Source organism: Rhizobium jaguaris, assembly GCF_003627755.1.
GTDB classification, from domain to species: domain Bacteria; phylum Pseudomonadota; class Alphaproteobacteria; order Rhizobiales; family Rhizobiaceae; genus Rhizobium; species Rhizobium jaguaris.
This window is the reverse complement of the sequence record NZ_CP032697.1, coordinates 198880-224897: the sequence shown is the minus strand read 5'-3', so window position 1 is coordinate 224897 and position 26018 is coordinate 198880. Positions and strand designations below refer to the sequence as shown.

The 26018-nt window shown below is 58.8% G+C and carries 21 protein-coding genes and 2 pseudogenes; 18 read left to right on the top strand and 5 right to left on the bottom strand.

What is annotated here, in order from left to right; genetic code table 11:
- The first annotated feature begins 243 nt into the window (after positions 1 to 243).
- The gene (locus tag CCGE525_RS37765; protein ID WP_120709361.1) at positions 244 to 882 is read left to right on the top strand and encodes a hypothetical protein; all 639 of its coding nucleotides are present in this window, start codon (positions 244 to 246) and stop codon (positions 880 to 882) included.
- Positions 883 to 1111: 229 nt separating this feature from the next.
- On the opposite strand, the gene CCGE525_RS37760 is transcribed toward CCGE525_RS37765, so the two are convergent.
- A complete protein-coding gene (locus CCGE525_RS37760) occupies positions 1112 to 1510 on the bottom strand; it encodes a DoxX family protein (protein ID WP_120709360.1) in 399 nt (132 codons plus the stop codon).
- A 105-nt stretch (positions 1511 to 1615) separates the two neighbouring features.
- Here CCGE525_RS37760 and CCGE525_RS37755 point away from each other — a divergent pair, with 105 nt between their 5' ends.
- Entirely contained in the window at positions 1616 to 2530 is a 915-nt protein-coding gene (locus CCGE525_RS37755; protein ID WP_120709359.1) for a LysR family transcriptional regulator, read from the top strand.
- A gap of 416 nt (positions 2531 to 2946) precedes the next feature.
- Positions 2947 to 3087, top strand: a pseudogene (locus tag CCGE525_RS37750) (ABC transporter permease); the annotation flags it as partial.
- Positions 3088 to 3146: 59 nt separating this feature from the next.
- Here CCGE525_RS37750 and CCGE525_RS37745 read toward each other — a convergent pair.
- The 3 genes from CCGE525_RS37745 to CCGE525_RS37735 form a co-directional block, all read right to left on the bottom strand.
- Positions 3147 to 3962 (bottom strand): MBL fold metallo-hydrolase, encoded by an 816-nt coding sequence (locus CCGE525_RS37745; protein WP_245472495.1) that lies wholly within the window; start codon positions 3960 to 3962, stop codon positions 3147 to 3149.
- 227 nt (positions 3963 to 4189) lie between these two features.
- Positions 4190 to 5191: a zinc-dependent alcohol dehydrogenase family protein gene (locus CCGE525_RS37740; RefSeq protein WP_120709357.1), complete on the bottom strand. Its 1002-nt coding sequence runs from the start codon at positions 5189 to 5191 to the stop codon at positions 4190 to 4192.
- Between the two features lie 93 nt (positions 5192 to 5284).
- Positions 5285 to 6028, bottom strand: a complete 744-nt coding sequence (locus CCGE525_RS37735) for an SDR family NAD(P)-dependent oxidoreductase (RefSeq protein ID WP_120709356.1) — start codon at positions 6026 to 6028, stop codon at positions 5285 to 5287.
- A 107-nt stretch (positions 6029 to 6135) separates the two neighbouring features.
- Here CCGE525_RS37735 and CCGE525_RS37730 point away from each other — a divergent pair, with 107 nt between their 5' ends.
- Together CCGE525_RS37730 and CCGE525_RS39780 are read left to right on the top strand one after the other, a co-directional pair.
- Positions 6136 to 6759 carry a TetR/AcrR family transcriptional regulator gene (locus CCGE525_RS37730; RefSeq protein WP_120709447.1) on the top strand — a complete coding sequence of 208 codons (624 nt, stop codon included), beginning with the start codon at positions 6136 to 6138 and terminating at the stop codon, positions 6757 to 6759.
- 88 nt (positions 6760 to 6847) lie between these two features.
- Positions 6848 to 7162: pseudogene (locus tag CCGE525_RS39780) on the top strand (SDR family oxidoreductase); the annotation flags it as partial.
- A gap of 156 nt (positions 7163 to 7318) precedes the next feature.
- On the opposite strand, the gene CCGE525_RS37720 reads toward CCGE525_RS39780, so the two are convergent.
- Positions 7319 to 8314, bottom strand: coding sequence for a LacI family DNA-binding transcriptional regulator (locus CCGE525_RS37720; protein WP_120709355.1), 996 nt, complete (start codon positions 8312 to 8314; stop codon positions 7319 to 7321).
- A gap of 180 nt (positions 8315 to 8494) precedes the next feature.
- Here CCGE525_RS37720 and CCGE525_RS37715 point away from each other — a divergent pair, with 180 nt between their 5' ends.
- From CCGE525_RS37715 to CCGE525_RS37655, 13 genes are all read left to right on the top strand, one after another.
- Positions 8495 to 9448: a sugar ABC transporter substrate-binding protein gene (locus tag CCGE525_RS37715; protein ID WP_120709354.1), complete on the top strand. Its 954-nt coding sequence runs from the start codon at positions 8495 to 8497 to the stop codon at positions 9446 to 9448.
- A gap of 123 nt (positions 9449 to 9571) precedes the next feature.
- Entirely contained in the window at positions 9572 to 10696 is a 1125-nt protein-coding gene (locus CCGE525_RS37710) for an ABC transporter permease (RefSeq protein WP_120709353.1), read from the top strand.
- Positions 10696 to 11484, top strand: coding sequence for an ATP-binding cassette domain-containing protein (locus CCGE525_RS37705; RefSeq protein WP_120709352.1), 789 nt, complete (start codon positions 10696 to 10698; stop codon positions 11482 to 11484). The genes CCGE525_RS37710 and CCGE525_RS37705 overlap by 1 nt, the downstream gene beginning before the upstream one ends.
- An 83-nt stretch (positions 11485 to 11567) precedes the next feature.
- Positions 11568 to 12362 carry a TIM barrel protein gene (locus tag CCGE525_RS37700; RefSeq protein WP_120709351.1) on the top strand — a complete coding sequence of 265 codons (795 nt, stop codon included), beginning with the start codon at positions 11568 to 11570 and terminating at the stop codon, positions 12360 to 12362.
- A 22-nt stretch (positions 12363 to 12384) separates the two neighbouring features.
- Positions 12385 to 13404 carry a Gfo/Idh/MocA family oxidoreductase gene (locus CCGE525_RS37695; protein ID WP_120709350.1) on the top strand — a complete coding sequence of 340 codons (1020 nt, stop codon included), beginning with the start codon at positions 12385 to 12387 and terminating at the stop codon, positions 13402 to 13404.
- 168 nt (positions 13405 to 13572) lie between these two features.
- The gene (locus tag CCGE525_RS37690; protein ID WP_120709349.1) at positions 13573 to 15480 is read left to right on the top strand and encodes a bifunctional 5-dehydro-2-deoxygluconokinase/5-dehydro-2-deoxyphosphogluconate aldolase; all 1908 of its coding nucleotides are present in this window, start codon (positions 13573 to 13575) and stop codon (positions 15478 to 15480) included.
- Position 15481: 1 nt separating this feature from the next.
- Positions 15482 to 17323: a 3D-(3,5/4)-trihydroxycyclohexane-1,2-dione acylhydrolase (decyclizing) gene (gene iolD / locus CCGE525_RS37685; protein ID WP_120709348.1), complete on the top strand. Its 1842-nt coding sequence runs from the start codon at positions 15482 to 15484 to the stop codon at positions 17321 to 17323.
- Positions 17324 to 17333: 10 nt separating this feature from the next.
- Positions 17334 to 18140 carry a 5-deoxy-glucuronate isomerase gene (gene iolB, locus CCGE525_RS37680; RefSeq protein WP_120709347.1) on the top strand — a complete coding sequence of 269 codons (807 nt, stop codon included), beginning with the start codon at positions 17334 to 17336 and terminating at the stop codon, positions 18138 to 18140.
- Between the two features lie 33 nt (positions 18141 to 18173).
- Positions 18174 to 18563, top strand: a complete 390-nt coding sequence (locus CCGE525_RS37675; RefSeq protein ID WP_120709346.1) for a tautomerase family protein — start codon at positions 18174 to 18176, stop codon at positions 18561 to 18563.
- A 75-nt stretch (positions 18564 to 18638) separates the two neighbouring features.
- The gene (iolE, locus tag CCGE525_RS37670; RefSeq protein WP_120709345.1) at positions 18639 to 19550 is read left to right on the top strand and encodes a myo-inosose-2 dehydratase; all 912 of its coding nucleotides are present in this window, start codon (positions 18639 to 18641) and stop codon (positions 19548 to 19550) included.
- 40 nt (positions 19551 to 19590) lie between these two features.
- Positions 19591 to 19893, top strand: coding sequence for a MurR/RpiR family transcriptional regulator (locus CCGE525_RS37665; RefSeq protein ID WP_120709344.1), 303 nt, complete (start codon positions 19591 to 19593; stop codon positions 19891 to 19893).
- 559 nt (positions 19894 to 20452) lie between these two features.
- Entirely contained in the window at positions 20453 to 23548 is a 3096-nt protein-coding gene (locus tag CCGE525_RS37660; protein ID WP_120709343.1) for a type 2 periplasmic-binding domain-containing protein, read from the top strand.
- Between the two features lie 313 nt (positions 23549 to 23861).
- A complete protein-coding gene (locus CCGE525_RS37655) occupies positions 23862 to 25988 on the top strand; it encodes a peptidoglycan-binding protein (RefSeq protein ID WP_162950472.1) in 2127 nt (708 codons plus the stop codon).
- The last annotated feature ends 30 nt before the right edge of the window (positions 25989 to 26018 follow it).

Sequence of the window (26018 nt, the reverse complement as noted above, 5' to 3'; positions counted from 1 at the left end):
CGAAGTATGGATCGGCTGCGCGCCGGGCTGAGCAGCTCCCTGCGAATCTGGCTGCTGTCCAAAGCCTGGGTACAGACCAGGCAGGGAAGGCCGGGAGCCAGCATTTGCACTCGCCCCGTGATGTGGGTGATCGCACCGGCCCTGACCGTGATGCTTACGCCCATGTCGATCGTCGGAACCGGGAATTGGTAGGCTGCTTGGCAGACGACGGCCCGGCTGGCGTGGGAGTCCGTGCAAAGGAAGATGAAGTCCATTGTGCATCTCAAGTCGTCCTGCGTCTCTCCGCTTGACGATGAAAGCGATCCGCGCCGCGGCCATCTGGAAGGCGATGACCCGAACTGCCAAATTCTCCAGCGGCAGCCTGCCGCTCTCGAAGCATGGATCGAGCGGGACGCTCCGGGCGATGGGCGCTTTGTCTTGCTCGGTGATTTCAACCGCAGCCTTTGGTACGAGGGCCAGGCATCCCAAACGGTGAGGACCGATGGCTCCGATCCAACCACGCCGCTGCCGTCAGGCGTGAAGGTGACCAATCTATTCAAGGAGGTTTTCGACGGAAACCTGGCAAACACCTCGCTGATGCTGCTGCATGAGACTTGCCCGGTCAACGCGGCTTCCAAAGCCATATGTGACGACCTAACCATTTTCACGGATTCAGCCAAGCGGAAGGATGCAAAGAAGGCTCTTTCCTTCAAGGAGAACCTCGGCTGCCGTAATCCGATCGAACTTGACCACATCCTCGTCGGCATGGGGTTGGCCCAGAACCCGGCAGAGAAGGTTGCCTTGGGAAACCGAGGCAGGACATTGCCTGCCAGTGAGGGCCATCCCGATCCCCTTCTAGCGATATCAGATCATTGTCATTTGATGACTGTCGTTGGACTCTAAGCTCTCGGCAGGCGTGTTGCGCCTGCCGAGAGCGTGAGAACGCGCTGGCGACGCGTATAACCACGGAAAAAGCCAAGTCTCTTCCTTCGGCGGATTATCCGACTCGCGTGACTGAGTTATGGCCAGCGCCCCGCGATGATCCAGGCTGACGCAGGGCAAATGAGCTCGCCGGGCATGACAGAAGTTGATACTGTTGGGCACGAACCATGATACCCAAAGGGAAGATTTCTCAGCGGCTGTTAGGGAGGCGCGCCTTGGCACCGTCTCGCTGCAGGTAAACGAGCAAGGAAATGACGGCCCCAAGCACCACGGTGTGGATCCAGTCGATGTGAAGTACAGAGATCTGTGCAATGAAAGCTCCGACGTCGATCGCTAGAAGCAGCACTGCGCCTATGATCGAAATCCGCGGCACGAGGAGGGCGATGCCACCGATCAATTCCAGTATGCCCGTGAAATAGCGGAACCACTGGCCGAGCCCGACCTGCTCGAATTCGGCAATCATTTCCGGCTGACCACTAAGCTTCATCGCGGCGAATGTGATGAAGGCTAACCCCAGCACGGCTCGCAAAACCCAAATTGTGATAGTTTTTGCCTTGGCCAGCGGGCGGGTGCCTACAACATTTTCCATACGATCTCTCCATCTGATTGACTGATAAGCCCGACATAACACCCTACGTCCATTTGAAAAATAGATGGAATTTCGATATAATCCATCTATGCTGGAGATAGATGGATGATTGACGCTCTCACCCTTGATCAGCTGCGCGTTTTGGTGACCGTCGATGAGACCGGGAGCTTCTCCGCCGCTGCGCGCAAACTTCGCCGTGTTCAATCCGCGGTTAGTCATGCGATCCAGACATTAGAACGAATTCATGGGGTCGAGTTATACGACCGCACGCGCAAGATACCCAAGCTGACGGAAGCCGGTCGTGTTTTGGTGACCCAGGCGCGTCAAGTGTTGCGCCAAGCCGAACTCTTCGGGCGGACTGCACGAGCGATGTCAGCTGGGCTGGAAGCCGAATTGGGATTCACCATCGACAGCATGGTGCCGTCGGAGCCGATAATGGGCAGTCTGAAGGGCCTCCAGGCAGAATTCCCGGATTTAACGGTTTCGCTCTTCACCGATGGGCCATGGTCTGCGGAGAGGCGTTTGCGTGACGGGAGCGCGGCCATCGCTATTGGGATGATCACGCCCGTGACTGCACAGAGCTTGAGGGCCCATCTGTTAACGTCGATCGAATTGATTCCGGTTGTCGCGCCAGACCATCCGCTCGCGCAAACAAAGGGACCGGCAACACGAGAACAATTGTCGGAGCACGTGCAATTGATTTTAACGGATTCGAGCCAGTCTGGCGGACAAAGCTTCGGCGTTGTAAGCCCAAGAGTGTGGCGGTTCATAGATATCGCCCGACGGCTTGAATTCATTCTTGCCGGCTTTGGATGGGGCAACATGCCCCATCATCTTGTAAAGGAATACCTGGCAGACGGTCGCCTCAAACAGATCGTAATCGATGACTCCTCTGTTACGCCGGGGTGGCTGCCCATCTATGCGGCATACAAGAGAGATGGACCGCTTGGGATGGCCGCCAGCTGGCTGCTGAGTGACCTGCAGGGACAGTACTGGCCGGTTGGCGACAAAGCTGAGTAGTAGCTTGCGCGGCGTCAACGCTGAGCCCTTGAAATTCAGATGCGCTGATCCCAGCGGGGAGCGGCTGACGGGCGACCGTTGGGGATGGCAGATTGCGCGGCACTCAGGGACTTTTCTCGCCTCCAGGCCGCTATTTGGCGAGTTCGAGAATTACTCGGAGAGACCTTTTAGATTGCGGACCTTGTCGAGTTGATCGTGCCAATAGGAGCTGCCGCTCGCTGCAGCGACGCCGGTGACAATTGCAGTATGCGGTCACGATGCTCGCAGCTTTGACGGTAACGGTGCCGTCTGTCGACACGAATTCGTGGAGCGTTGTTCCGTGCCAGAGGTTCGATTGGGACTGTATCATTAGGCGGACTGCATCGACATCCGCAAGAATGCATAACCCCACCGCGATCGTCGATGATAACAAACGGTCGTCCGACGGCTCGATGCTGATGGACGCCGTCGCGGCCTCGCTGAACGGCTTTGCAGTGCTCGACCAGCGGCGTCCGAACATTTTCGGCATGGTGGTCGGCGCCGTGTTCGTCGGCGTGCTGCTTAATGGACTGCCCTTGCACTTCATCGCGAATGTCACCGACGCGGCTTGTCGCGCGCGGCCGCGTCGTCGCCGGCCCTAAGGCTGATGACCGAGCCTCACTTCCATCTTGGGGTGACGCTCACTCAACGCCTTCAGGGCGAGCAAGCTCTTTTGTTCCTTCACCCGGTCGAACGTATAGGTTCCCGGTTCAACGCCGTGGTCCCAGCCCCAGCGTGTGTGGCAGGCGTCACCGGTCAAAAGAACCGGACCGCCGGCTGTGCGGGCCACGAACGAAACATGGCCGGCAGTATGCCCGGGAGTTAAGATGGAGAAGAGCGTTTCGTCACCGAAAACATCGATCACGCCATCGAATTTTTCATTGGGATCCTTGGCGAATTGAAATTCCTGAATGGCGGGCCTGCCTTCAAAGAACTTATTTTCCATCCCTTGGACGAAGACGTTCTGCAACTGTTTGGTATTGGCTTCTCCAAAGCCGGTATAGAAGGGTACGTCGAGCGGAATATCTGGCATGCCGGAAACATGATCGAAATGAAGATGTGTCATGAAAACGCCTTTGAGCGGAACGCCCTTCGACTGGATGGCAGACAGGGGTTCGTTGCGAACCTTCATCCGGTCGAGTTTCGCGAACTTCCGGATCACCAGGCCCACCCCGACCCCCTTGGGATCCTGCACGAAGCGCTTTGAAACGCCGGTGTCGATCATGAACGCGCCTTGGACCGGATGCCGCAGAAGGTGTGTATAAATCTCTATCGGTTCCTCCCGATCCTTCAGACCGGCCTTGATGGCGGCGGGGTGCTTGAGATTGAGCAATCCGGAGAGAGGAGCCACCCAATCCGCGCTGGGGATGGTGTCAACCTCGATCGGTCCCGGCTTGTCGATCAAAGCTTCCATGGCTGACGAACTCATCGGCCGCCCCAGCTTTGCCGCCATTGTTTGGTGCTTGGTTTGCATAAAACATGCGATACACATATTGGTCTCCAAGTATTCCGAGCCAGACTTCGCTGAGGCCGGAGTTCAGGGTGTTGGATTTGGCCGTTAGTTAAAAGGAATTGCCCACGTTGCGGGGTCGCAGGCCGCGTGATGTGTCCCAACGAGTCGGCTTGATTTCAACGGCCATTTTACCCGACCTTAACGACGATCTTTCCAATCTGGTCGTTTGAGTCCATGAAGCGATGCGCTTCGACAATTTGGTCCAAGGCAAAGACCCTGCCCACCTTCGGTTTCAGTGTCCCTTCACTGAGGCGCCTGAAAATATATTCCTTTGCCTTCCTCAACATTTCGGGGTCGTGAAAGAGCTCAGGTACCGCCCACGCTCGAATCGTCAGCGCTTTCGACATTGCCGAAAATGTTGGATAGGAAGCTGGCCGAGGATCCAATAGGCCGTAGGTAAAGTAGATACCCCGATAGGTGGCCGTTTGCGCCAGGATTTCCATTCCGCTTCCAAGAATGGGGTCATAAATGACGCGGGCGCCTTCGCCGTCGGTGATGTCGGCGACGCGTTTCACGGTATCCTCTTCATCGCTCACGATCACATGGTCGTAGCCCAGCGAGAGGAGATCGTCCTTCTTCCTTGCTGTCCGCGTAATGCCGATACTCTTGGCCCCTTCGGCCTTCGCGATCTCCATTGCCGCGATCGCGGTGCTGCTGCTCGCCGCCGGGAGCAAGACGAAGTCGCCTGTTGAAACGTTGCCCAGATGGACCAGCGGCCCATAGGCCGTAAGATATTGCATCCAGATTGATGCGCCTTCTTCCGGCGTGAGATGATCGGGATAGGCAGCCAGCGACGTGACGGGCACAACGGCGATTTCACCATAGACGCCGTAGCGGCTGAAGCTGAAGTTCGGGATGGTACTGAACACCTTCCCGATCAGATTTTCATCCACGCCGGGGCCGACGGCTTCGACGACGCCGGAGGCTTCGTAGCCGAGCTTGGACGGAAACTGCGGTTGTATGACGTAATGTCCGGTTCGAAAGAGCGCTTCAGCGCGGTTCAGAGAGAATGCTCTGATGCGCAGGCGGACTTCCTCCTTTCCTGGCTCCTGGATCGGAAGGTCTTCGACCTTGAGAACATCCGGTCCCCCAAGGCGGTGGAACTGCACAAATTTGGCTGTCTTAGGCACGAGCTTCTCCTGACGGGTTGCACGTCGAAATGATCACGACACTGTTGGATAGTTATGCGGTTCTGTTTAACGGCGGCGAGGCTGCTTACTGGATCACCAGGGCAGCGCGCCTCGGGCGTTCGAAAACGTGCCGGTAGGGCTATCCGCTCCAAGCAACGCCACGCGCACCGGTTCGCGGGCTGCGTCCTCGACTGGCCCGCCATATTCGCTCATGTCCGTGGCGGTATGACCCGGGCAAACGGCGTGAACTTTGATGTTGGTGCCTTCGAGCTCGATTGCGAGCGCTTGCGTGAACGCATTTAGGGCGCTCTTCGAGACCGTATATGTGCTGGTGTACTGGCGAAGCGGGTTCGAATGATCATCATTGAGAGTCAGCGAGCCGGTCAAGCTGGATATGTTGATGATCTTCGCCGCCGGCGCTTCGCGAAGAAGCGGCAGCATCGCTTGTGTGACGGCAACGGCTCCAAAAACGTTTGTGGCGAATACAGCCTGCAGTTCGGTCAGATCAACGACAGACAAACGCGTCTCCGCCATGATCTGGGCGTTGCTTCGTCCCGGATTACCACCATGCCCCACACCAGCGTTGTTGACGAGAACGTCGAGCCGACCATGCAATTCGCGGATGCGCGCCTCGGCACGGGCGATTGACGCCTCGTCGGTGATATCAAGTTGAACTGTTCGGGCGTCGGGCCCGACGGCTTGAACGACGCTCTCGCCCGCTTCAAGTTGGCGTGCACCGATGATAACTGCAAAACCTTGCCGTGCCAGATCTTTCGCGATCTGCAGGCCGATCCCCTTGTTTGCTCCGGTAACGAGCGCGACTGGTTTGCTATTCATCAATGATTGCTCCGTGGGACTTGTCATCGAACCCTCCGCATGCGATATACGGAACGCTCGTCCGCTTAGGTATATACGGAATCATATTCCGGTTAGCAAGGGGTATTATGCCAGGAGACAAAAACATTTCGAATCGGGTCGCGGATCAGGTTTCTGGTCGGCGACGTCGCGCAGACGCGCAACGCAACATCGGCTCGCTTATTCAAACCGCTGCCCAAGTGTTCGCCGAAGAAGGGCTCGACGTGCCAATTCGTCGGATCGCCGACAAGGCAGGTGTGGGAGTCGGCACACTCTACCGCCACTTTCCAGCGCGCTCCGATCTTGTCGTTGCCGTGTTTCGCCAAGAGGTCGAAGAGTCCGTCGAGGCGGCACAGTCGCTCGCAGCCGAGTACTCGCCAGGCGAGGCGCTGGAGCACTGGGTCGAGCGCTATGTCGACTTTATCGCGGCTCACCGGGGACTGGCGGCGGCATTCAACCCAGGAGATCCCGCCTTGGAGGGCCTGCCAGTCTATTTTCTTGAGCGGCTAGGACCCTGGGTTCAAAAACTGCTAGACGCCGCGGCCGCGGCGGGGCGGATCCGAGACGGTGTGAAGGTTGCGGAACTCCTGCACGGGGTCGGAATGCTGTGCGTGCCACCAAGCTGCGGCGAGCCTACCGAGCCGCGCCGGATGGTGGGATTGTTCATGGACGGTCTTCGATTTCGAGCGGGCTTGGAAGGCAAGGTCGGATGATCGGCAGGGCTGACGCAAGAACGTCAGTCGGTTCCTTGACCAGGGGCCTCCAAAAAGCTCACGGCTAGAGCGCTCGAGGCGTCGAGGTGATATGCTGGTCAACAACGCAGGATACTTCTTACCCGCGCGACCTTCCAAGAGATCGATCCCGCGGAAATTGATGCAATGACCGACGTGAACCTCAAGGCGCGCCGATGCATCTGACCAGAGCGCTGCTGCCGGGCATGGTGACCCGAAAGCGGGTCATCTGATCTATATCGGCTCCAGCGGCGGTCAGGCGCCCTATCCAAACATGGGTGCATACGGTCCGTCAAAAGCGGGGCTAAGCCTCTTCTGCGACAACGTGCGCTGCGATTTGCTGGAGACCTCAGTTCGGATAACAGAGGTTGTCCACCGGCGGGTTCTCATCGCAACGGCGGTTTCGTCGCCCTCAGTCACAGAAAGTGGGGGGCTTGCCGGCAAGTTACGAAACGCTCTGACTACCGTCGCTGCATTGCGACCGAAGAAGCGAGCACTAGCGTCGCCCACAGAGGCAGCCGTGTGCTGCGACGGACAGATTTCAGGTCGACGAACGAACGACAAGCTCTCCCGGCAAAGTGACCGTTTCCGGATCGACTTCGCCTTTGATCATGCGAATGATTATGCTGACCATCTCCCGAAGTGGCTGCTCATAGGTCGTTAGGGAGTACGCCGATGACCCTCCAAGCTCGTAGTTGTCGAAACCAACCACGGCGATGTCTTCAGGAATTCGCAAGTCGAATCGGCCGCGCATTTCATCCATCGCTCCCAAAGCCAGGATATCGTTTTCGCACATCAACACGTCGATGCGCTCTTTTCCGGATGTGTCCGAGAGATAGTTGCGGATACCCAAAGCCCCGGCTTGGAGGCTGTATTTCTGGGCAGAGAGCTGCTCAACATGGGTGATACCCTTCTCGGACCAAAACTTACTGAAGTATTCACGCCGTCTGAGAGCAGTCGATAGTGCGGGAGCGCCACTCATGAAGCCGGGTCGCCTATAACCTCTGCTATAGAGGTGGTCGACGATATCGCGAAGTGCAAGTTCGGCGTCGCAAACGACAGCCGGCACCCCGTCGATCTGGCTGTCACGAGCAAGGACGAACATCGGGGGGGTGCCATTTCCAAGCTGCCGATCAGTGAGCGTTTCGTCGCGAAACGCCGTGCCGAACAGAATGATTGCGTCAACCTGCCTCTGATCGGCGTGAAGAAGCGCATGGACGTGGTCGAAGTGGTTATTGATATTGATGAGCATCGCCACGCGCCCTACGGCTTGCAACTGCTCGGTCAAGGTCTCGAGAAACGGAAGCTTCTGCGGATTTGCAAAGTCGTCCACGAACACCGCGATCTGGCCCGTCGATTTTGTCGCCAAGCTGCGCGCCAATAGGTTTGGCGTGTAGTTCAGCCGCGCGGCCGACTCCAACACTCTGCGCTTGCTTTCTTCAGTGATCGATGCACCCGGTGTAAACGCACGGATCACCGTCCATTTCGAAACGCCTGCAGCCTCTGCCACTTGTTTTGCCGTTGCCCGCTTGCGCATTGCGCCTCCATCCAAAAATAGAACAGACATTCCATTCGCTAATTTTGATGAAATGAATGCTTGCTTTTAGCCTATTCCAAGTTATTATGCATCTGCTTGCACCCGGTAGCAATAGAAAAGCACCCGGTAGCATTCGTTTAGCCGTCCATGGGAGTGGATCGGCTCGGAGGAGAGAACAACATGAAATCGATTTGGAAGAAGCTCGCCTATGGTGTTGTCGCGGTCGGCATCGCCGCCTCGTGCTCCGTCGGCGTAAAAGCTCAGGAACAGCCGAGCATTATCGCCGTTACGCACGGCCAGGCTTCCGACCCGTTCTGGTCTATCGTCAAGAACGGGATGATGCAGGCCGCCAAGGACAGCAACGTCAAGGTCGACTATCGCGCGCCGGAAACGTTTGACATGGTTGCGATGGCGCAGCTTATCGAGGCTGCCGTCAACCAGCATCCAGCGGGTATCGTTATCTCCAATCCTGACCCCGACGCGCTTGGTCCGGCGATCGAAAAGGCTGTCGCCGCCGGCATCCCGGTCATTTCGATGAACTCCGGCATCGCCGCTCAGGAAAAGCTCGGTATCAAACTGCATGTCGGTCAGGACGAAACCCCGGCAGGCATCAAGGTTGGCGCCAAGCTCAAGTCTCTCGGCCTCAAGCACGTGCTCTGCGTCAATCAGGAAGTCGGCAATGCCGCTCTCGACCAGCGCTGCGCCGGCACCGAGAAAGGCTTTGAAGGCGGTAAGGTGACCGTGCTTCCGACGACCGCCGATCCGGCTGAGATTGAAGCCAAGATCCAGGCAGCGCTGACCTCCGACCCGTCGATCGACGTCGTCCTCGGCCTCTCGGCTCCGCTCGTCGGCGAGCGCGCAGTCGCTGTCGTCGAGAAGATGGGTGTTGCCGACAAGGTAAAGGTCGCCTCCTATGACCTCTCGGCAAACTTCCTCCAGGCGGTGGCTGACGGCAAGGCATTGTTCGCCGTCGACCAGCAGCCCTACCTGCAGGGTTATCTCCCTGTAACTTTCCTCGCGCTCTACGCACGCTACGGCACCATTCCGGCAGGCAATGTCCCGTCGGGCCCGAGCTTCGTCGAGAAGGACACAGCGGCTTCCGTGATCGAAAAGTCCTCCAAGGGCATTCGCTAAGCGAAGCCCGGCGGTCCCCAACCTCCCGGGGGCCGCCACTCTGCTGGCGTGCGATGCCCATCGGATCTATCGTAAACTCTGGCGTCCGCGTTATTTGATCTACCTTTCTCAAAGGAACGGGCCATGTCCCTCGTCAATAACCAAAACGGCGTGACAGCTTCACGCGCCGATGAGCGGCTGAAGAAGGTGTCCACCGTCACCTCCCTCCTGCGCCGCCCCGAACTTGGAGCCGTTGCCGGGTTGGTGCTCGTAGCAATCTTCTTCGTCTTCACGGCGAACCCCGCAATGTTCACGCTGGCGGGCATAATGAATTTCATGGCTCCAGCAGCGCAGCTCGGCATCCTGGCCATTGGAGCCGCCCTGCTTATGATCGGCGGGGAGTTTGATCTTTCCATCGGTTCGATGGTGGCGTTCGCGGGCCTCGTCTTCGGCACGGCGCTCGTCGTGCTTCACCTTCCGCTGAGCGTCGCGATCCTGATCTCGATGGCTTTCGCGGTTTGCATCGGTGTCACCAATGCGCAGATCACAATTCGAACGGGTCTGCCTTCGTTCATCGTGACGCTCGCATTCCTCTTCATCTTGCGCGGCCTGACGCTCGTCGGCCTGAAATGGGCCAGCGGCGGCTCGACCCAGCTTCGCGGAATGAAAGAAGCGGCGGCCAATAGCCCGCTCGCGCCGATCTTTTCTGGCGACGCGTTTTCAGGATTGTTCACTTGGTTGGCCGATATCGGCGTGATCGCCAAGCTCCCAAGCGGTGCGCCGCAGGTTCCCGGTGTTCCCGTCGAAATTCTCTGGTTCATTGCCATCGCTCTCGGCGCAACCTGGCTGCTGCTAAGGACACGGTTCGGCAACTGGATTTTCGCGGCCGGCGGCGACGCGTGGGCGGCGCAAAAGTCTGGCGTTCCGGTCCGCCGTGTGAAGACGACGCTCTTCGTCGTCACCGCGCTCTGCGCCACTCTCGTCGCGATCCTGACGGTGCTCGATGCTGGTTCGACCGACGCGCGACGCGGCTTCCAGAAGGAATTCGAGGCAATCATCGCCGCCGTCATTGGTGGCTGCCTGCTGACCGGCGGCTATGGCTCGGCGATCGGTGCATTCTTTGGCTCCATCGTCTTCGGCATGGTGCTGATCGGCCTGACCTACACCTCCATCGACCAGGATTGGTACCTCGTGTTCCTTGGCGGCATGCTGCTGATCGCGGTTATCTTCAACAACGTCATCCGCAAGCGCGTCACGGGAGAACGGTGATGAGCAACTCCAGCACCCCCATTGTAGAGGTCAAGGATCTCGTCAAACACTTCGGATCCGTGATAGCGCTCAACGGCGTTTCGATGAAGGTCCACACCAATGAAGTCCTCTGCCTCCTTGGAGACAACGGCGCAGGCAAAAGCACTCTGATCAACACGCTTGCTGGCGTCTACAAGCCGAGCTCTGGCGACTTCCTCGTTGAGGGACAACCGCGTGTGTTCTCCGGCCCGCGTGAGGCGCTCGATTCAGGCATTGCCACCGTCTACCAGGACCTCGCTATGATCCCGCTGATGTCCGTCACCCGGAACTTCTTCATGGGACGGGAACCGCTGAAGGGATTTGGCCCGTTCAAGACGATGGATATGGAACTCGCCGACAACGTAACGCGCGACGAGATGCACAAGATCGGAATTGACGTCCGCGATCCGCAGCAAGCTGTCGGCACCCTTTCGGGTGGCGAGCGTCAGTGCGTTGCCATCGCCCGTGCCGTTTATTTCGGCGCCAAAGTTCTAATCCTCGACGAGCCGACATCCGCCTTGGGTGTTGCCCAGACCTCCATGGTCCTACGCTACATCAACCAGGTTCGCGACAAGGGACTGGGGGTGATCTTCATCACTCACAACGTTCGCCACGCCTACGCCGTTGGCAACCGCTTCACCGTCCTCAATCGCGGCAAGACGCTCGGAACTTTTGCCAAGAACGAGATCGGCATCGACGAACTCCAGAACCTGATGGCGGGTGGCAAGGAGTTGCAGTCCGTATCTCAGGAACTCGGCGGAACGATCTAACGAGCTTTTCCAAAAAGCAAACAAGGTTCGGCGCGCCAGCGCCGGGCCAAGGACACCCATATCCAAAAATTAGGAAAACCCCAATGAGCAACTCCAATACCACCGCATTTCCGTTGGCGGCCTGCGCCGAGATGCTGTGGCGAGACCGCCCGATTGAATGGCGTGCATCCCGGCTGAAGGAGCTGGGCTTCGGCGTCGGGCTCTGGAACTGGCCCGAACACGACCTCGCCAAACTGGAAGCAACGGGCGCAAACTTCACCATCATGAACGGCTATCTGAGAGGACGTCTCACAGACAGCGAAGGGGCGGACGAACTGCTCAAGACTGCCCGCGAGACCGCCCAGGTGGGCAAGCGCCTCGGCGTTCAACGACTCAATCTGCATGGGACGGGTCTCGGTGATCGTGGGCTCCCGGTACAGCCGATTGAAGTCGTTACAGGAGCAATGTGGCTGAAAGCGCAGGACACGCTTCTTCGCATCGTTGACATGGCCGAAGAAGAGAATGTCGTTTTCACGCTCGAGAACCTCAACCTCCCCGTCGATCATCCCGGCGTTCCGTTCGGCCGCGCGGAAGACACGCTCGCACTCGTTTCGAGCATCAACCATCCCCGCTTGCGCCTGAACCTCGATCTCTATCACGCGCAGATCGGCGAGGGAAACCTAATCGAGCTATGCCGTAAGGCGCTGCCCTGGATCGGAGAAATTCAGGTCGCTGACGTTCCCGGTCGCTGCGAGCCGGGCACCGGCGAAGTCAACTGGAAGGGCGTCGCCAAGGCGCTGAACAGGATGGGCTATTCAGGCCCGATCGGAATGGAAGCCTGGGCCGCCGGAGATTCCGACGAAGCGCTCGTAGCCTTCCGCGAAGCTTTCACTCTCTAATTCAGCAAACAGGACTAATCTCATGGCCAAGGTCAAAAATGTCAATGTGGGTCTCATCGGTGCGGGACGTATCGGCTCCTTCCATGGCGAAAGCATCGCCAAGCGGCTTGTGGACGCCAATCTGGTTGCTATCGCCGATCCTGCGCCTGGCGCGGCAGCGAAGCTCGCAGACGAGCTAGGTGTCGACGCCGCGTTTATCGACGTCGCCGAGATGCTTGCTCATCCCGGCCTCGACGCCGTCATCATTGCCACACCCGCGCGCTTCCACACCAACGTCCTGGTGCAGGCTGCCGAAGCGGGCAAAGCGGTCTTCTGCGAAAAGCCAATGGCCCTGACGCTCGAAGACGCAGACCGCGGGATCGCTGCAGCAAAGGCCGCGGGCGTTCCGCTACAGGTCGGCTTCAACCGCCGCTGGGATCGCGCTTTCGCCGAAGGACGCGCCGCCATCGATGCAGGAAAGGTCGGTGCGCCTCAGCTTATCCGCTCGCTGACACGCGATCCTGGTCCTTTCGGCGCCGATCCTGACAAGATCCCGCTGTGGACGATTTTCTATGAAACGCTGATCCACGACTTCGATACGCTCCTATGGCTCAATCCCGGGGCGAAGCCAGTCGAAGTCTTCGCGATGGCTGACGCCCTTGTTCGACCGGATGCCCGTGAGAAAGGCTTCCTCGACACGGCAGTCGTCAACATCCGTTTCGACAACGGTTCAATCGCCGTTGCGGAAGCCAACTTCTGCGCAATGTATGGCTACGACATCCGCGGCGAGGTGTTTGGTTCCGGCGGCATGATCACCATGGGCGATGTTCGTCGTTCCAGCATGACGCTGTTTGATAAGGACGGCGTGTCAAACGATACGTGGCGCCGTGATACCGATCACTTTGTTCAGGGTTACACCGCTCAGCTGGCGTCCTTCGTCGATGCCGTAAGACACGGCGAAGTCAAGGACGGACCGACAGGCATCGATGCCCGCAACGCGCTCGCAATCGCTCTGGCTGCAATCAAATCCGTCTTCGAAAAGCAGCCCGTGCGGCTGGGTTAAGTAGGTCAACGGCCGCCGGTCGCACAGGAGGTCCGCCGGCAACCGTCGCGCAACTCGCGACAAGATCAAATGATCAGTGATCCTCGAAGTGCCGACACATAAAGTTCCCCTGTGGCAGGACCCTCGCCAATGGCGGTTCGCCTTACGTCAAAGAAATTGGAAACGCTCATGAACAAGTCCCTCGATGTGATAACGATCGGCCGCAGCTCCGTCGATCTTTACGGCGCCCAGGTCGGCGGCCGGCTGGAAGACATGGGGTCGTTCAGAAAGTATATTGGCGGAAGTCCGACCAACATCGCCTGCGGGGCGGCTCGCCTGGGGTTGAAAAGCGCTGTCATCACGCGCGTCGGCGACGAGCATATGGGCCGCTTTATACGCGAGCAGCTTGAGCGCGAGGGCGTAAGTTGCGAGGGCGTCAAGACCGACCCGGAGCGCCTGACCGCGCTCGTCATTCTCGGCATTCGCGATGAAGACCAGTTTCCGCTGATTTTCTATCGCGAAAACTGCGCCGACATGGCGCTAGGCGAAGACGATATCGACGAGGATTTCATCGGCAAGGCGGGGGCTCTGGTGGTGACAGGAACGCACCTGTCCAACCCCCGTACAGAAGCCGCGGTGATGAAGGCGCTAAAGCTCGCCCGCAAGCATGGCGTAAAGACGGCGCTCGACATCGACTATCGCCCCAATCTGTGGGGCGTTGCAGGCCATGGCGACGGCGAGAGCAGGTTTGTTGAAAGCCGCGCGGTCACTGAGAAGCTCCAGTCGACCCTGCATTTTTTTGACCTTATCGTCGGCACTGAAGAAGAGTTTCACATTGCGGGTGGATCGACGACCACGATCGATGCTCTCAGGGCCGTGAGAGTGGCCACGGATGCCATGCTGATTTGTAAGCGCGGAGCAATGGGCGCCGTGGCGATTGAGGACTGGATCCCGAACAGCCTTGACGACGCGCAGAAAGGGCCGGGATTTCCCATCGAAGTATTCAACGTTCTCGGTGCCGGCGACGGTTTTTTTGCCGGCCTTCTGAAGGGCTGGCTCGGCGGTCAGTCCTGGCCGAAAGCCCTCGAATATGCAAACGCGTGCGGGGCATTCGCGGTCAGCCGTCACGGCTGCACGCCGGCCTATCCGAGCCTTGAGGAGTTGGAATTCTTTCTGGCGCGAGGCGTGAAGCGGCCCGATCTGCGCAACGACCGTGAACTGGAGCAAATTCACTGGTCGACGAACCGAAGCGGTGAATGGTCGAGCATGCATGTCTTTGCCTTTGACCACCGCATGCAACTCGAGGAAATGCCCGGCTACACGCTGGAGCGTGGCGGAGATTTCAAGTTGCTGTGCCTGCAGGCGGCGCAGCGCGTTCAGAACGGCAGGCCGGGATATGGAATTCTCTGCGACAATCGCATCGGGCGACGTGCTTTGCATGCCGCCGCCGGAACGGGTCTCTGGCTCGGACGTCCGTGCGAATGGCCGGGATCGCGCCCGCTGAAGCTGGAGCCCGAACTTGGACTTGATTGCGGAGGCCTCGAGGAGTGGGCTCGCGATAACGTCGTGAAGGTCCTTTGCTTCTGTCATCCTTCCGATAGCACGGAGCAACGTGCCGCCCAGGAGGAGACGGTCAAGAGGCTGTTCGAAGCCTCGCGTCGCAATGGCTTGGAGTTCCTACTCGAGATCATCCCGTCGAAGGTCTCGGCAGTGAATGATGAGACGAACGCCACCCTTATTCAGCAGTTCTACGACATCGGCGTCTATCCCGACTGGTGGAAACTTGAGCCGATGAAGACGACCGAAGCTTGGAACAACGCCATTCAGGCAATCGAGCGGAATGACGGTAACACTCGCGGGATCGTCGTCCTCGGACTTGACGCTCCAGAGGCGGAACTTGCGGCCTCGTTTCAGGTGGCCGCCTCCTTCGACCTCGTGAAGGGATTCGCCGTGGGTCGGACGATCTTCGGCGATGTCGCGCGTGCCTGGATGAAGGGCGATCTGTCGGATCAGGTTGCGGTCGCCGACATGGCGGCCCGCTTCGAACGCCTCTGCGGCATTTGGGATATGGCGCGCAAGACTGCGAAAGGAAACTGACATGTCTACCATCCGGTTGACCGCGGCGCAGGCGATGGTGCGCTATCTCTCCGTCCAGATGACCGAGGAGGGCGATCGTTTCATTGAAGGCGTCTGGGCGATTTTCGGGCATGGCAATGTCGCAGGGCTCGGTGAAGCTCTCGAAGGCATCGGTGATGCGCTGCCGACCTGGCGAGGTCAGAACGAACAGACCATGGCCCATACCGCGATTGCCTATGCCAAGGCGAAAAAGCGCCGGCGTGCACATGCCGTAACCTCCTCGATCGGCCCTGGAGCGACAAATCTGGTGACGGCAGCCGCTCTGGCGCATGTCAATCGGCTTCCTGTGCTTCTTATACCCGGCGACGCCTTTGCAAATCGCCGGCCGGATCCGGTCCTGCAGCAGGTCGAGGACTTTGAGGACGGCAGCCTGTCGGCGAACGACTGCCTGAGACCAGTCAGCAAATATTTCGACCGGATCTACCGCCCCGAGCAGCTCCTCACCGCGCTGCCACGCGCTATTCGCGTCATGACCGATCCCGCCAACTGCGGGCCTGTGACGCTTGCGTTCTGCCAGGACGTACAGGCGGAAGCCTATGACTACCCAGAGGAGTTCTTCGAACCGAGGATCTGGCGCATCCGCCGCCCCGAGCCGGATCGACGCGACGTCGAAGACGTTGCACACCTCATCCGCACTTCGACCCGCCCCGTCATCGTCTGCGGCGGTGGGGTGATCTACTCCGAGGCAGAAAGCACGCTTGCTGATTTCGCGACACGCCACGGCGTCCCGGTCGTCGAGACACAGGCGGGCAAGTCCGCGCTTGCTCAAGCCCATCCCATGAATTTCGGGGCGGCGGGCGTCGACGGCTCGGCATCAGCAAACGAACTGTGTGCGAACGCCGATCTCGTCATAGGCGTTGGCACCCGTTTCCAGGACTTCACCACAGGCTCATGGGCTTTATTCGGAAAATCGGGGCGACGGCTGGTTTCGATCAACACTCAGGCTTATGACGCTGACAAACACGGTGCGGTCGGACTGATCTCTGACGCCAAAGTGGCATTGGAGGAGCTTTCGCGACGTCTTGGCAGCTTCAAGGCCTCTTCCTTCAATTCGAAATCGAGGACAGTCTGGCTGTCGAAGGTGGACGCGCACTGCGCCGCCCCTGAGCGCAAGCCGGAGGGCTTTTTGCCGACTGACGCGCAGGTAATCGGCGCTGTTCAGAGGGTTTCCACGGAAAAGACCATCGCCATGTGCGCGGCCGGAACGATGCCCGGTGCACTTAAGCTCCTCTGGCAGCCCGCGCAAGGCGGATACCACATGGAATACGGCTATTCCTGCATGGGCTATGAACTCGCCGGAGCGCTTGGCATCAAGCTGGCGATGCCCGAGCGCGAGGTCGTTTGCTTCGTTGGAGACGGCAGCTACATGATGGCGAATTCCGAACTCGCAACCGCCGTCATGCGCCGGATCCCATTCACCGTCGTCATGACCGACAACAGGGGCTACGGTTGCATCAACCGGCTGCAGATTCACTGCGGCGGCGAGGAATTCAACAATCTCTACAAGGACTGCGCTATCGAGGCACAGCCTGAGATCGACTTTGTCGCGCATGCCGCCTCGATGGGCGCGCATGCGGTCAAGGCAAAGAATATTGCCGATCTCGAGGTGCAGATCGTCGAGGCGAGAGGCAGGGATCGGCCCACGGTCATCGTCATCGACACCGATCCGAAGCCCGGCCCTGGTGAAGGCGGTGGGGGCTTTTGGTGGGATGTCGCAGTGCCTGAAATTGCCCGCACCCAAAAATCCGGTGCGGCACGAGCGAGATACGAGCAGCACATGCGCTCACAAAACCTGGTGAACTGAGGAGGCACTGATGAGCGATTTGTTACGCAAACCATTCGGCCGCCACGGGAAGGTCCACGAGATAACGCCGCAATCCGCCGGCTGGCGATATGTCGGTTTCTCGCTCCACAAGCTGCGGGCAGGTGAAGAAGCCTCTGAGCAGACCGGTTCGAACGAGGTGATCCTCGTCATGGTGGAAGGCAAGGCCGCGATCAACGCCGCCGGGCAGGAATGGGGCGTTCTCGGCGAGCGCATGAACGTGTTCGAGAAGACGCCACCGCATTGCCTCTATGTTCCCAATGGCCGCGAATGGAGTGCGAGGGCGGACACGGATTGCACGATCGCTGTGTGCTCTGCGCCAGGCAAAAACGGCCATGAGGCGCGCCGTATCGGGCCCGACGGCATCTCGCTTACCGAGCGGGGCAAGGGGACGAATACTCGCTTCATCAACAACATCGCGATGGAGAACGAGGACTACTGCGACAGCCTTCTGGTTACGGAGGTCTTCACGCCGCCCGGACATTGGTCGAGCTACCCCTCTCATCGACACGACGAGGATGACTTCCCGCGCATCACCTACCTCGAGGAGACCTATTACCATCGCATCAATCCGAGTGAAGGCTTCGGAGTCCAGCGTGTCTACACCGACGACGGTAGGATGGACGAGACGATGGCCGTGTCTGACGGCGATGTCGTTCTGGTTCCCCGCGGCCATCACCCGTGCGGCGCACCCTATGGGTTCGAGATGTACTACCTCAACGTCATGGCCGGCCCGTTGAGAAAGTGGCGCTTCGTTCCAGCGCCTGAAGTCGAATGGATCATGAAACGTGACGCCTGACAGCGCGCCGACGCTAAGGGTCGAGGTAACCGCATGCCACTCATGAAATTCCACATCTATCGCGGACGCAGCGGGGACCAGATCAACACGCTGCTTGATGCCGCTCACGACGCTATGGTTCAGTCCTTCAAGGTTCCGGAGCGAGACCGCTATCAGATCCTGAACGAACATGAACCGAGCCATCTGCGAGTACTCGACACCGGGCTCGATATACCGCGCACGGACCGTTTCGTGATGGTCGAGGTCGTCTCGCGTTCGAGGACGACCGAGGAGAAGACCTCCTTCTACCAGATGCTCTGTTCAGCTCTGGAGGAGCGATGTGGAATCGTCCCGAGCGACGTCATGGTGTCCTTCACGCAGAACACAGACGAGGATTGGTCCTTCGGCGAAGGTCGGGCCCAGTTCCTGACCGGAGAGCTCTAGGCCGCGTTGTCCCCTTCGAGGCCTTCGACCGGCGGCAGAGCAAGTTGCAGATCAAAAATCAGAAAGAGAATGAAAATGAGCCAGCAATCAACCCTGCCTTCCTCGAAAGCGCGACTGGCCGTCAGTCCCTTGTCTTGGGCGAACGATGTGCTTGAAGATCTTGGTGCCGATATTTCTCTCGACACGTGCCTGAATGACGCCGCTGCGAACGGCTATGCGGGCGTCGAGCTTGGACGGAAGTTTCCGCGCGAAGCTTCGGTCCTGAAGCCGCTGCTCGATAAGAACGGCCTTGCTCTCGCCTCGGGCTGGCATTCCGGCCAACTGGCGGAGAAGTCGGTGGGCGAGGAAATGATCTCAGTTGCCGCCCACGCTGAACTTTTGAAAGCCATGGGGTGCAGTGTGCTGGTCTACGGTGAGGTCGCGATGATGACGCCCGGATCGCCGCTCGATGCGCCGATGTCGCACCGGTTACTCATGCCGGAGGCAGACAGGGCGGGATACTCCGCGCGACTGACCGAGTTCGGAAAGCGCCTCTTCGACACCTATGGGCTAAGGCTCGCCTATCATCACCACCTCATGATGGTCGCAGAAACCTTTGAGGAAATCTCCGCCATCATCGGTGAAGCTGGGCCGGACGCTGGGCTTCTTCTCGATACCGGACACGCCGCTGCTGCCGGATTTGATTATGCGGAGCTGATCGAGCGGTTTGGAGACCGTATCGTTCACATCCATCTGAAAGACGTTCGCAAGGCAATCCGCGCGGAGGTGCAGTCGAAGGATCTGAGTTTCAACGAGGGAGTGCGGAACGGCATGTTCACGATTCCAGGCGACGGCGTGATCGATTTCGACCCCGTCGTCCGCTTCGTGAAGGACACTGGCTATGCTGGATGGCTCGTTGTCGAGGCAGAGCAGGATCCTGCCGTCGCGGCGCCGAAGGAGTGCACGGCACGAGCGTTCGAATTCGTTCAGTCCAAGTTTCGCGACTGACACGACGGAAGCCTCTGGGAATTTCGATGGAGCGCGTCATATGGACCGGAAAAAAGCGGTTGCACCGGAAAAAAGCGGTTGCGAAGCCAGCCACATCGGCCAGCTGAAAGATATGATCGTAGCAACCAACCTTCGTCTTCCGGAGCAACAAGAGCGCGTTGCCCGGATCGCTTTATTTGATCCCGATGTCGTCGCCTTCGGCACGACGGCCTCGCTCGCACAAAGATGTATGGTTGCTCCCTCAACTGTCGTGTGTGTCGCAAATGCTCTAGGCTTCGCCACCTTCAAGGAGTTTCGGCATATTTTTCGCCAGCACCTCCTTGCAAAAGGCAAGGTCGCCTAGCGCGATGCCGAACCTCGCGTTCTTACATCAATCGATCACGACCCGAGCTTGAACGCCTTGGCCCGTCGCGAAGTCCCATAAATAGGCGTTATGCCACGAATTCTGGTTTATCAGGCACTTAGCTATCTGAGTGAGGTGCCGCCGGTTCAGATCTCTTCAAGAGCGTAGGCTCGGTCTTTAAGGCAGCTCAAGAGCATCAAACCTCCAGCCGCTGTATGCAACCCGCTCTGGGAGAGCGTGTTGTGGGAGGCAAGCGAAGCATGCAGCACCCTCAGCCACCCGTTGCACCTTTCCAAATAGCTTGACAGGCAATGGCCAAACGCGGAACGCAATTGGTCTTGTTGCTCAATACAAACTATGGTAGTATTAGCACTTTCATATATATATCTGATGGGAAATGTGATGCGTAGATTCTCTTTGGCGTTGATCCTGCTATTGTCCGTTTTCGCATTAGCGGTGCCTTCGGGTCCCGCATTTTCGGCCGGACAGTGCGATCCCAACGTTCAGAAATGCTGAACGCTGACAGTTCAGTGGCTTAAGGTGCATTTGGGGGGCGGACGTGAGCGACAAGGTCGTGAATGTCTGGCCGCAAGACGTTCCCGTATCCCTCTGGAGCTACCATCTGCTCCAGCCGGAGCAGCGTGATCTGTTGCCGCTGATGGGCGTCCGGCTGGAATGGAATTTCGTCTTTGCGTTTCTGTTAGGCGCGGCGTTGGTCGCCGTGTTCGCATGGCAACGGTTCAGGCAGCCCAGTTCTCAACCCGATGAATACGACTACGAGGTCGTCAAGCGGCTCGCCCCAACGCAATTGCGCGGCGGCGATGCCATGCGGCAGGCCTACTTCTATTACGCTGGAATCCTGGTGGCGATCTATGCCGCGCTGACCTTTTTCGGCGGCCTAGTCTTCAAAGCCGTGAACTACATCCCGATGGCGGGACTGGAGGTGGACATCGGCCGCGATACGCTGACGAGCCCGAGCTGGCCACTGACGCTCGCGATCGGCATGGCGGGATTTGCGCCGTTGCTGAAACCCGTGGAAATCGTGGAAACCTGGCTCAGGCGACAGGTGCACGGATGGGTAGGGGTTCCGATGCAACTCAAGGAGCGTACGCGCCGTTTGCTTTTGACTCTGGATCAGCACACCCGGCCGGCTGTCCAGAAGGCAATCCTCGCAAATGGGAATTCCCACAAGCCAGCGCAGACGAACGGGAATGGCCCCGGCGTCGCCGCGGAAGAAAGGGCTGGCGAAGACCCAATCGCTCAGAAAGTAAAAAGCGTGAAACCCTGGTTGCGCATCCTTCTGGAGCGCACCAGCAATTTTGCTCCGCTCATTCGGAAATGGACCGAACTCGAAATCATGACCGAGGCGATCCGCGATCCCGGTTCCTGGCCCGATACGCTCGTTCTCGACGAATTGCAGACTTTGGCACGCGAGCAACGCCAGACGGCGGAGAGCGCATTGCTTGCCCTCGAAGACCTCATCGAATGCGCCTACCCGGAGGAGAGCAAGGAAGGCGTCGCGAACGGATCGCCCGACCAGGAGGCTGAAAAAGAGGTACACGCCCGCCAGCGCCGGCAGGTGGAAACAATGCTGGAAGACACGGTTGCGAAGATCGACAAGTCGCGACTTGAACTCGCCGCCATTCTCGCCGTCTATGCCGAACGAAGCCCGTATCTGGAGGAGGCAAGCGGCTGGACCGGCCAAAGACGAGGCAAGGCAAGCGATTTGCACCGATCACTGAAGGTAGCCGTCAAGGAGATCGCGCCCCCCGAGCGGCGGTTGGAGACAGGCTTTTGGGTTCTGATCCTGCTACCGCCAATCTTTTGCACATACGCCCTTATGACTCGGCTTGGCCTTCACTCGCCGCTCAGCGATGTCGACCTGACCGCCATGACGGTCTTTGCCACCGCCGCCCTGGAAACGCTGCAAGTCGCGGTCATCTTCTGGCTTCCGGTGCTCGCGGTTATGGCGCTCAGGCAATATCTCACGGACCTCGACAAGCGCCGGCACCTGGGAAATCTCCACACCCGCCGGCAATCTGCCGAACGAATGATCTATTATATCGCGATCGCCGCCGTCGTGGCAGCGTTCGGTCTCACGCTACTCGCCATGTTCTGGACGGCTTTGATCGCCGAAAATACGGACCGTTTTCTCGATTTGCTCTACACGCGCAAGCAGTCGGCGTTTGGCGTTTTCCTTCCCAAGAGCGTTTGCGCGGCAATCTTCGCCTGCTTTGTCGTACGCGCATCGGAACGCCGGGCCCAGGGAAAGGTGCCGGCGGTCGTCTATGGCGCCATTGCTGCGGTAACGACGACGGCGGTGGTGCTGGGTTTGAACCTCGCTTGGCTTTCGGGTTGCCTAACAGATGTCGCCTGCACGCCGTTTCAGACGCTGAAGGCCATATATTTCAATCCCGAAAGGCAGGTCCTCTATCGTTTCTACAATCTGACGGATCTGATCGTTTGCTTTACGGTCGTCTTCGTCGCGGTCACCAATGCCGCCTGGCCTCCGCATGCGCCTGAGACCGGGCCGGTGCAGCAGAAAATGCGGGAACGCCTGGGATTGGCTCGCATCGTCACTTCTGTCTTACTCGTCGCCAGCTTCGCGATCACGTTGGCCCTGAGCGGCAGAACTGTCGCCGAGGAGATCGATCCGCAATCGCCGGCGGCGGAACCGACGACTGTGAAGGCCGGATTTCGCGCGGATGCCGAGCCCTTCTCGTACAAGGCCGGCCCCTTGAGCACCCAGCGCTACCGAGGCTATGCCGCCGATCTTTGCTACAGCATCTTCGCCAATTCCCCCTATCACCTCGATGAAGTTCTGGTGACCGCGGCTGACCGGTTCCAGCGCCTTCAGACGGACGCTCCCAAGGAAAAAAAGATCGACATTCTCTGCGACCCCACCACCTTGCGATTCTGGAGGAACAACGAAACAATCGACGGATACTTTTCGCCGATCGTGTTCGTCACCGGCGTTTCCTACCTCGTTCGCCGCGTTTCCGGATCGCGCGCCGGCACCGATTTTGCCTATGTCGAGAACACGACGGCCGAGCAGGTCGCGCTGCGCGCGTGTGAGGTCAATTTATTTGGCGCCAACTCCTCTTCGGACAAGCCGGTGGATTGCACATCGCAACTTGCTCAATATGAAAGCTGTCGACAAGCGCCAGGAGTGGCTGCGAGGCAGCCGCCGGTGAGGCTTTGTCCCTTTCCGACCTACAACGCGCTCACCGATTGGTTTTGCAGTCAGCAGCTAGGGCGGCAGCAGGTCTATTTCGGTGACCGCGAGATCATTCAGGCGAAGTTCGATTCATGGCGGGTGGCCAGAGACTGCCGAGAGCAGGATGTCGAACGGTTTGCGGCGTTCTACACCTACGAGCCCTATGCCCTGCTCGTTTCTCGCGATCAGCCGGAACTTGCCCGTTTCGTGCAGCGGCGCGTCTACGATTTCTTTTCGCACCGGGCAAAGGCGATCAGTCTTTTCACGACCTATTTCCCCGACGTTCAGATGTCGCCGATGATGGCTAATCTCATGCTTCTGAACGGCATCGATGAACCGATGTACGATACCGTTCCAAGTTACCTCTTCAATCAAAAGTCCGGTGTGGAGCCCCCTTCGGACACGGAACCGACGAAGTCGGCGGATCAGGGGCAGTAGTTTCCGCGGATGACATCGGCGGCGGCGTTGCTTACCCAGGTGATAATGTTTTGGTTGCAGGGCATTTAAAGGAGTTTGTAACGGACGGGAGGGAAGGGACATGGCATTATCTCGAATCGTCTCCGATGTGCTGCGATCTGCTGCGCCGACACTTCTGTCAGCGCTTGCGATTCCGCCGCCCTTCAACATCATAGCGGCAGCGGTCGCCTCGACGGCGCTTCGTCAGTTTGCGCCTGATGGTCAGCGTGCCGGTGCGTCGGCTCCTATACCTCCCGGCTCCGGCTCCGCGGGATCGGCAGTATCGGACACCAAAGTGCTCACCCCGGACGATGTCGTCAGGATAGTCGAGGAGAACTCTACAAATCCGCAGCTGATGCTGTCTCTTACGCAGGCGGAAAACGATCTCAGGAAATATGAACTGGATACCGGCCTGAAGTTTGCCGAGCTTGCGACGAAGGATCGCGCACGTGCTGGCGATTTCCAGTCTGCCAACAACATCGCGCCTCTGGTCTTCAAGGCAGGCATGTGGCTGGTTGGAATAGCCATAGTTGGCATGCTCGCAATGGTTGGCGCGCTCGTTCTGCTGGCATCTGGTTACTTTGAGCTCAGTGCCGACAACCAATTTTCCGTAGCAGCATTCGGTCTCATCGGCACCGCGGTGGGCTTCATAAACGGCATCGCCGGCACGGTTGTCAGCTTCTATTGGGGCAGCAGCCAGGGCTCAAAAGAAAAGTCGGATGCGATGGTCGAGTCTATGAAAGACCTCGCCGAAGCCCGCAACGTACCAACCTATACGCCGCCGCCTATCCAACCTCCTCCAGTCGCTGCCAACCAGCCGGTTGTCGCCGCTGAACCGTCGACCGCCGGGCCGGTTTCGACTGGAGTAATTCCGGCCAAGCTCAGTCTCTTGGCTGAGCTGCTCCCCGAGCTGACGACGCCGCACAAGATGTATCCCGAAAGCGTCGATTGGTGCCTGACGGCAACGGGGATCTCGATTGAGGGGGCCCTAGCCGTTGGCAGTGCCGGGAAGCCAGCCACGGTGCGTGACATCTGGTCGAAATACGGCGAACTGTGCACCCGATCGGCCAAGCAATATGGCGTCCCGATCGAATTGATCGTTGCCACGATCGCCACAGAGAGCAGCGGCAAGCCGGACGTTCGACGACCTGAACCCAAGATCAAAGACGAGAGTGTGGGGCTCATGCAAACCCTCGTCGGGACCGCGAGGGATGCGCTTGGGCGGCAAAGTCTCAAAGGCGACGATCTGCTGGATCCTGGCCTGTCGATCGACGCGGGTACCGCCTACATTGCCAAGCAACGCGGCAACACCCACTTTGACGCGCCGCGCGTCGCAGCAGCCTACAATGCCGGTTCGCTGCGCAAGGACGCCGCGGAAGCCAATCGATGGCGCCTCCTTTGCTACCCTACCGGCACCGGCAACCACATCGACAAGTTTGTCACCTGGTTTGCCGATGCCATGCGGGTTAGCGGAGAAGAGAACTGGGCAGCATCCCCAGATACGCCGAGTCTCGCGGCACTGTTTGGTCAAACGACCGGCCAGCCGCGTTCGGTGCAACCTGTCGCAAGCGCGGCCGGCGATACCGCGGCGCTGACTGGCGACAAACGAATTCAGCAGATGCTTTCGGATCTTGGGTACCTTGATCCGCCGCCGGACGGCGATTTCGGGCCGGTCTCGAAATGGGCGCTGGCGGTCTACTGCGCCCGAAACGGTATTGCCTATGATGGAGGATCAGTCCCCGCGGGCATCCAAAATGCACTCACCAATCCGGTGAGCGCCTTGGCGCCCATCCCAAGAACGGGGGCGTGGTTGGACCGTGTAGTCGACTACATGATATCCAGCAAACACTGGATATGCCGATATCCGGAATGCAAGAACATCGTCTATCTTGAGGGCACGAGTGCAGATGGGACGCTGAACGCAAACGCACCCAATGCCTTCAACGATATTCGTCTCGTATTCTGGATCGACAATAAAGGCACCTTGCAGTTCAAGGTGTGGGAAGCGACGACGGAGCCAGGGCGGTTCTGGACGATGAATCCAATGGACGACAAAGGAGCGGCCCGCATTGCATTCGGTCAGTACAAAGCTTGGCGTGTTGGTACCCACAGAGCCGGCACGCCGAGCGCGCATGAGGCACTCGTCCAGGTCGAGCCGTTGAGGGTCTACCGGGACCTGAACAAGGACTACTTAAGGGCGGGCGATAAGGTTTATGAGGGTCTGTTTGGTATCAATCAGCATTGGGGCTACGATGGCGATAGATTAGATCTAGGAAAATCAAGCGCTGGCTGCCTGGTCGGAAGGAGCACCGACAGCCACCGTGAATTCATGAACCTTCTCAAGGCCGATCCGCGTTACATAGCGAGCAACGGATATCGCTTCATGACCGCGATAATGGATGGAAGGGCAGTTCTGGGTTGAACTAGCTTGCAAAATGTTTGTCAGGCCTTG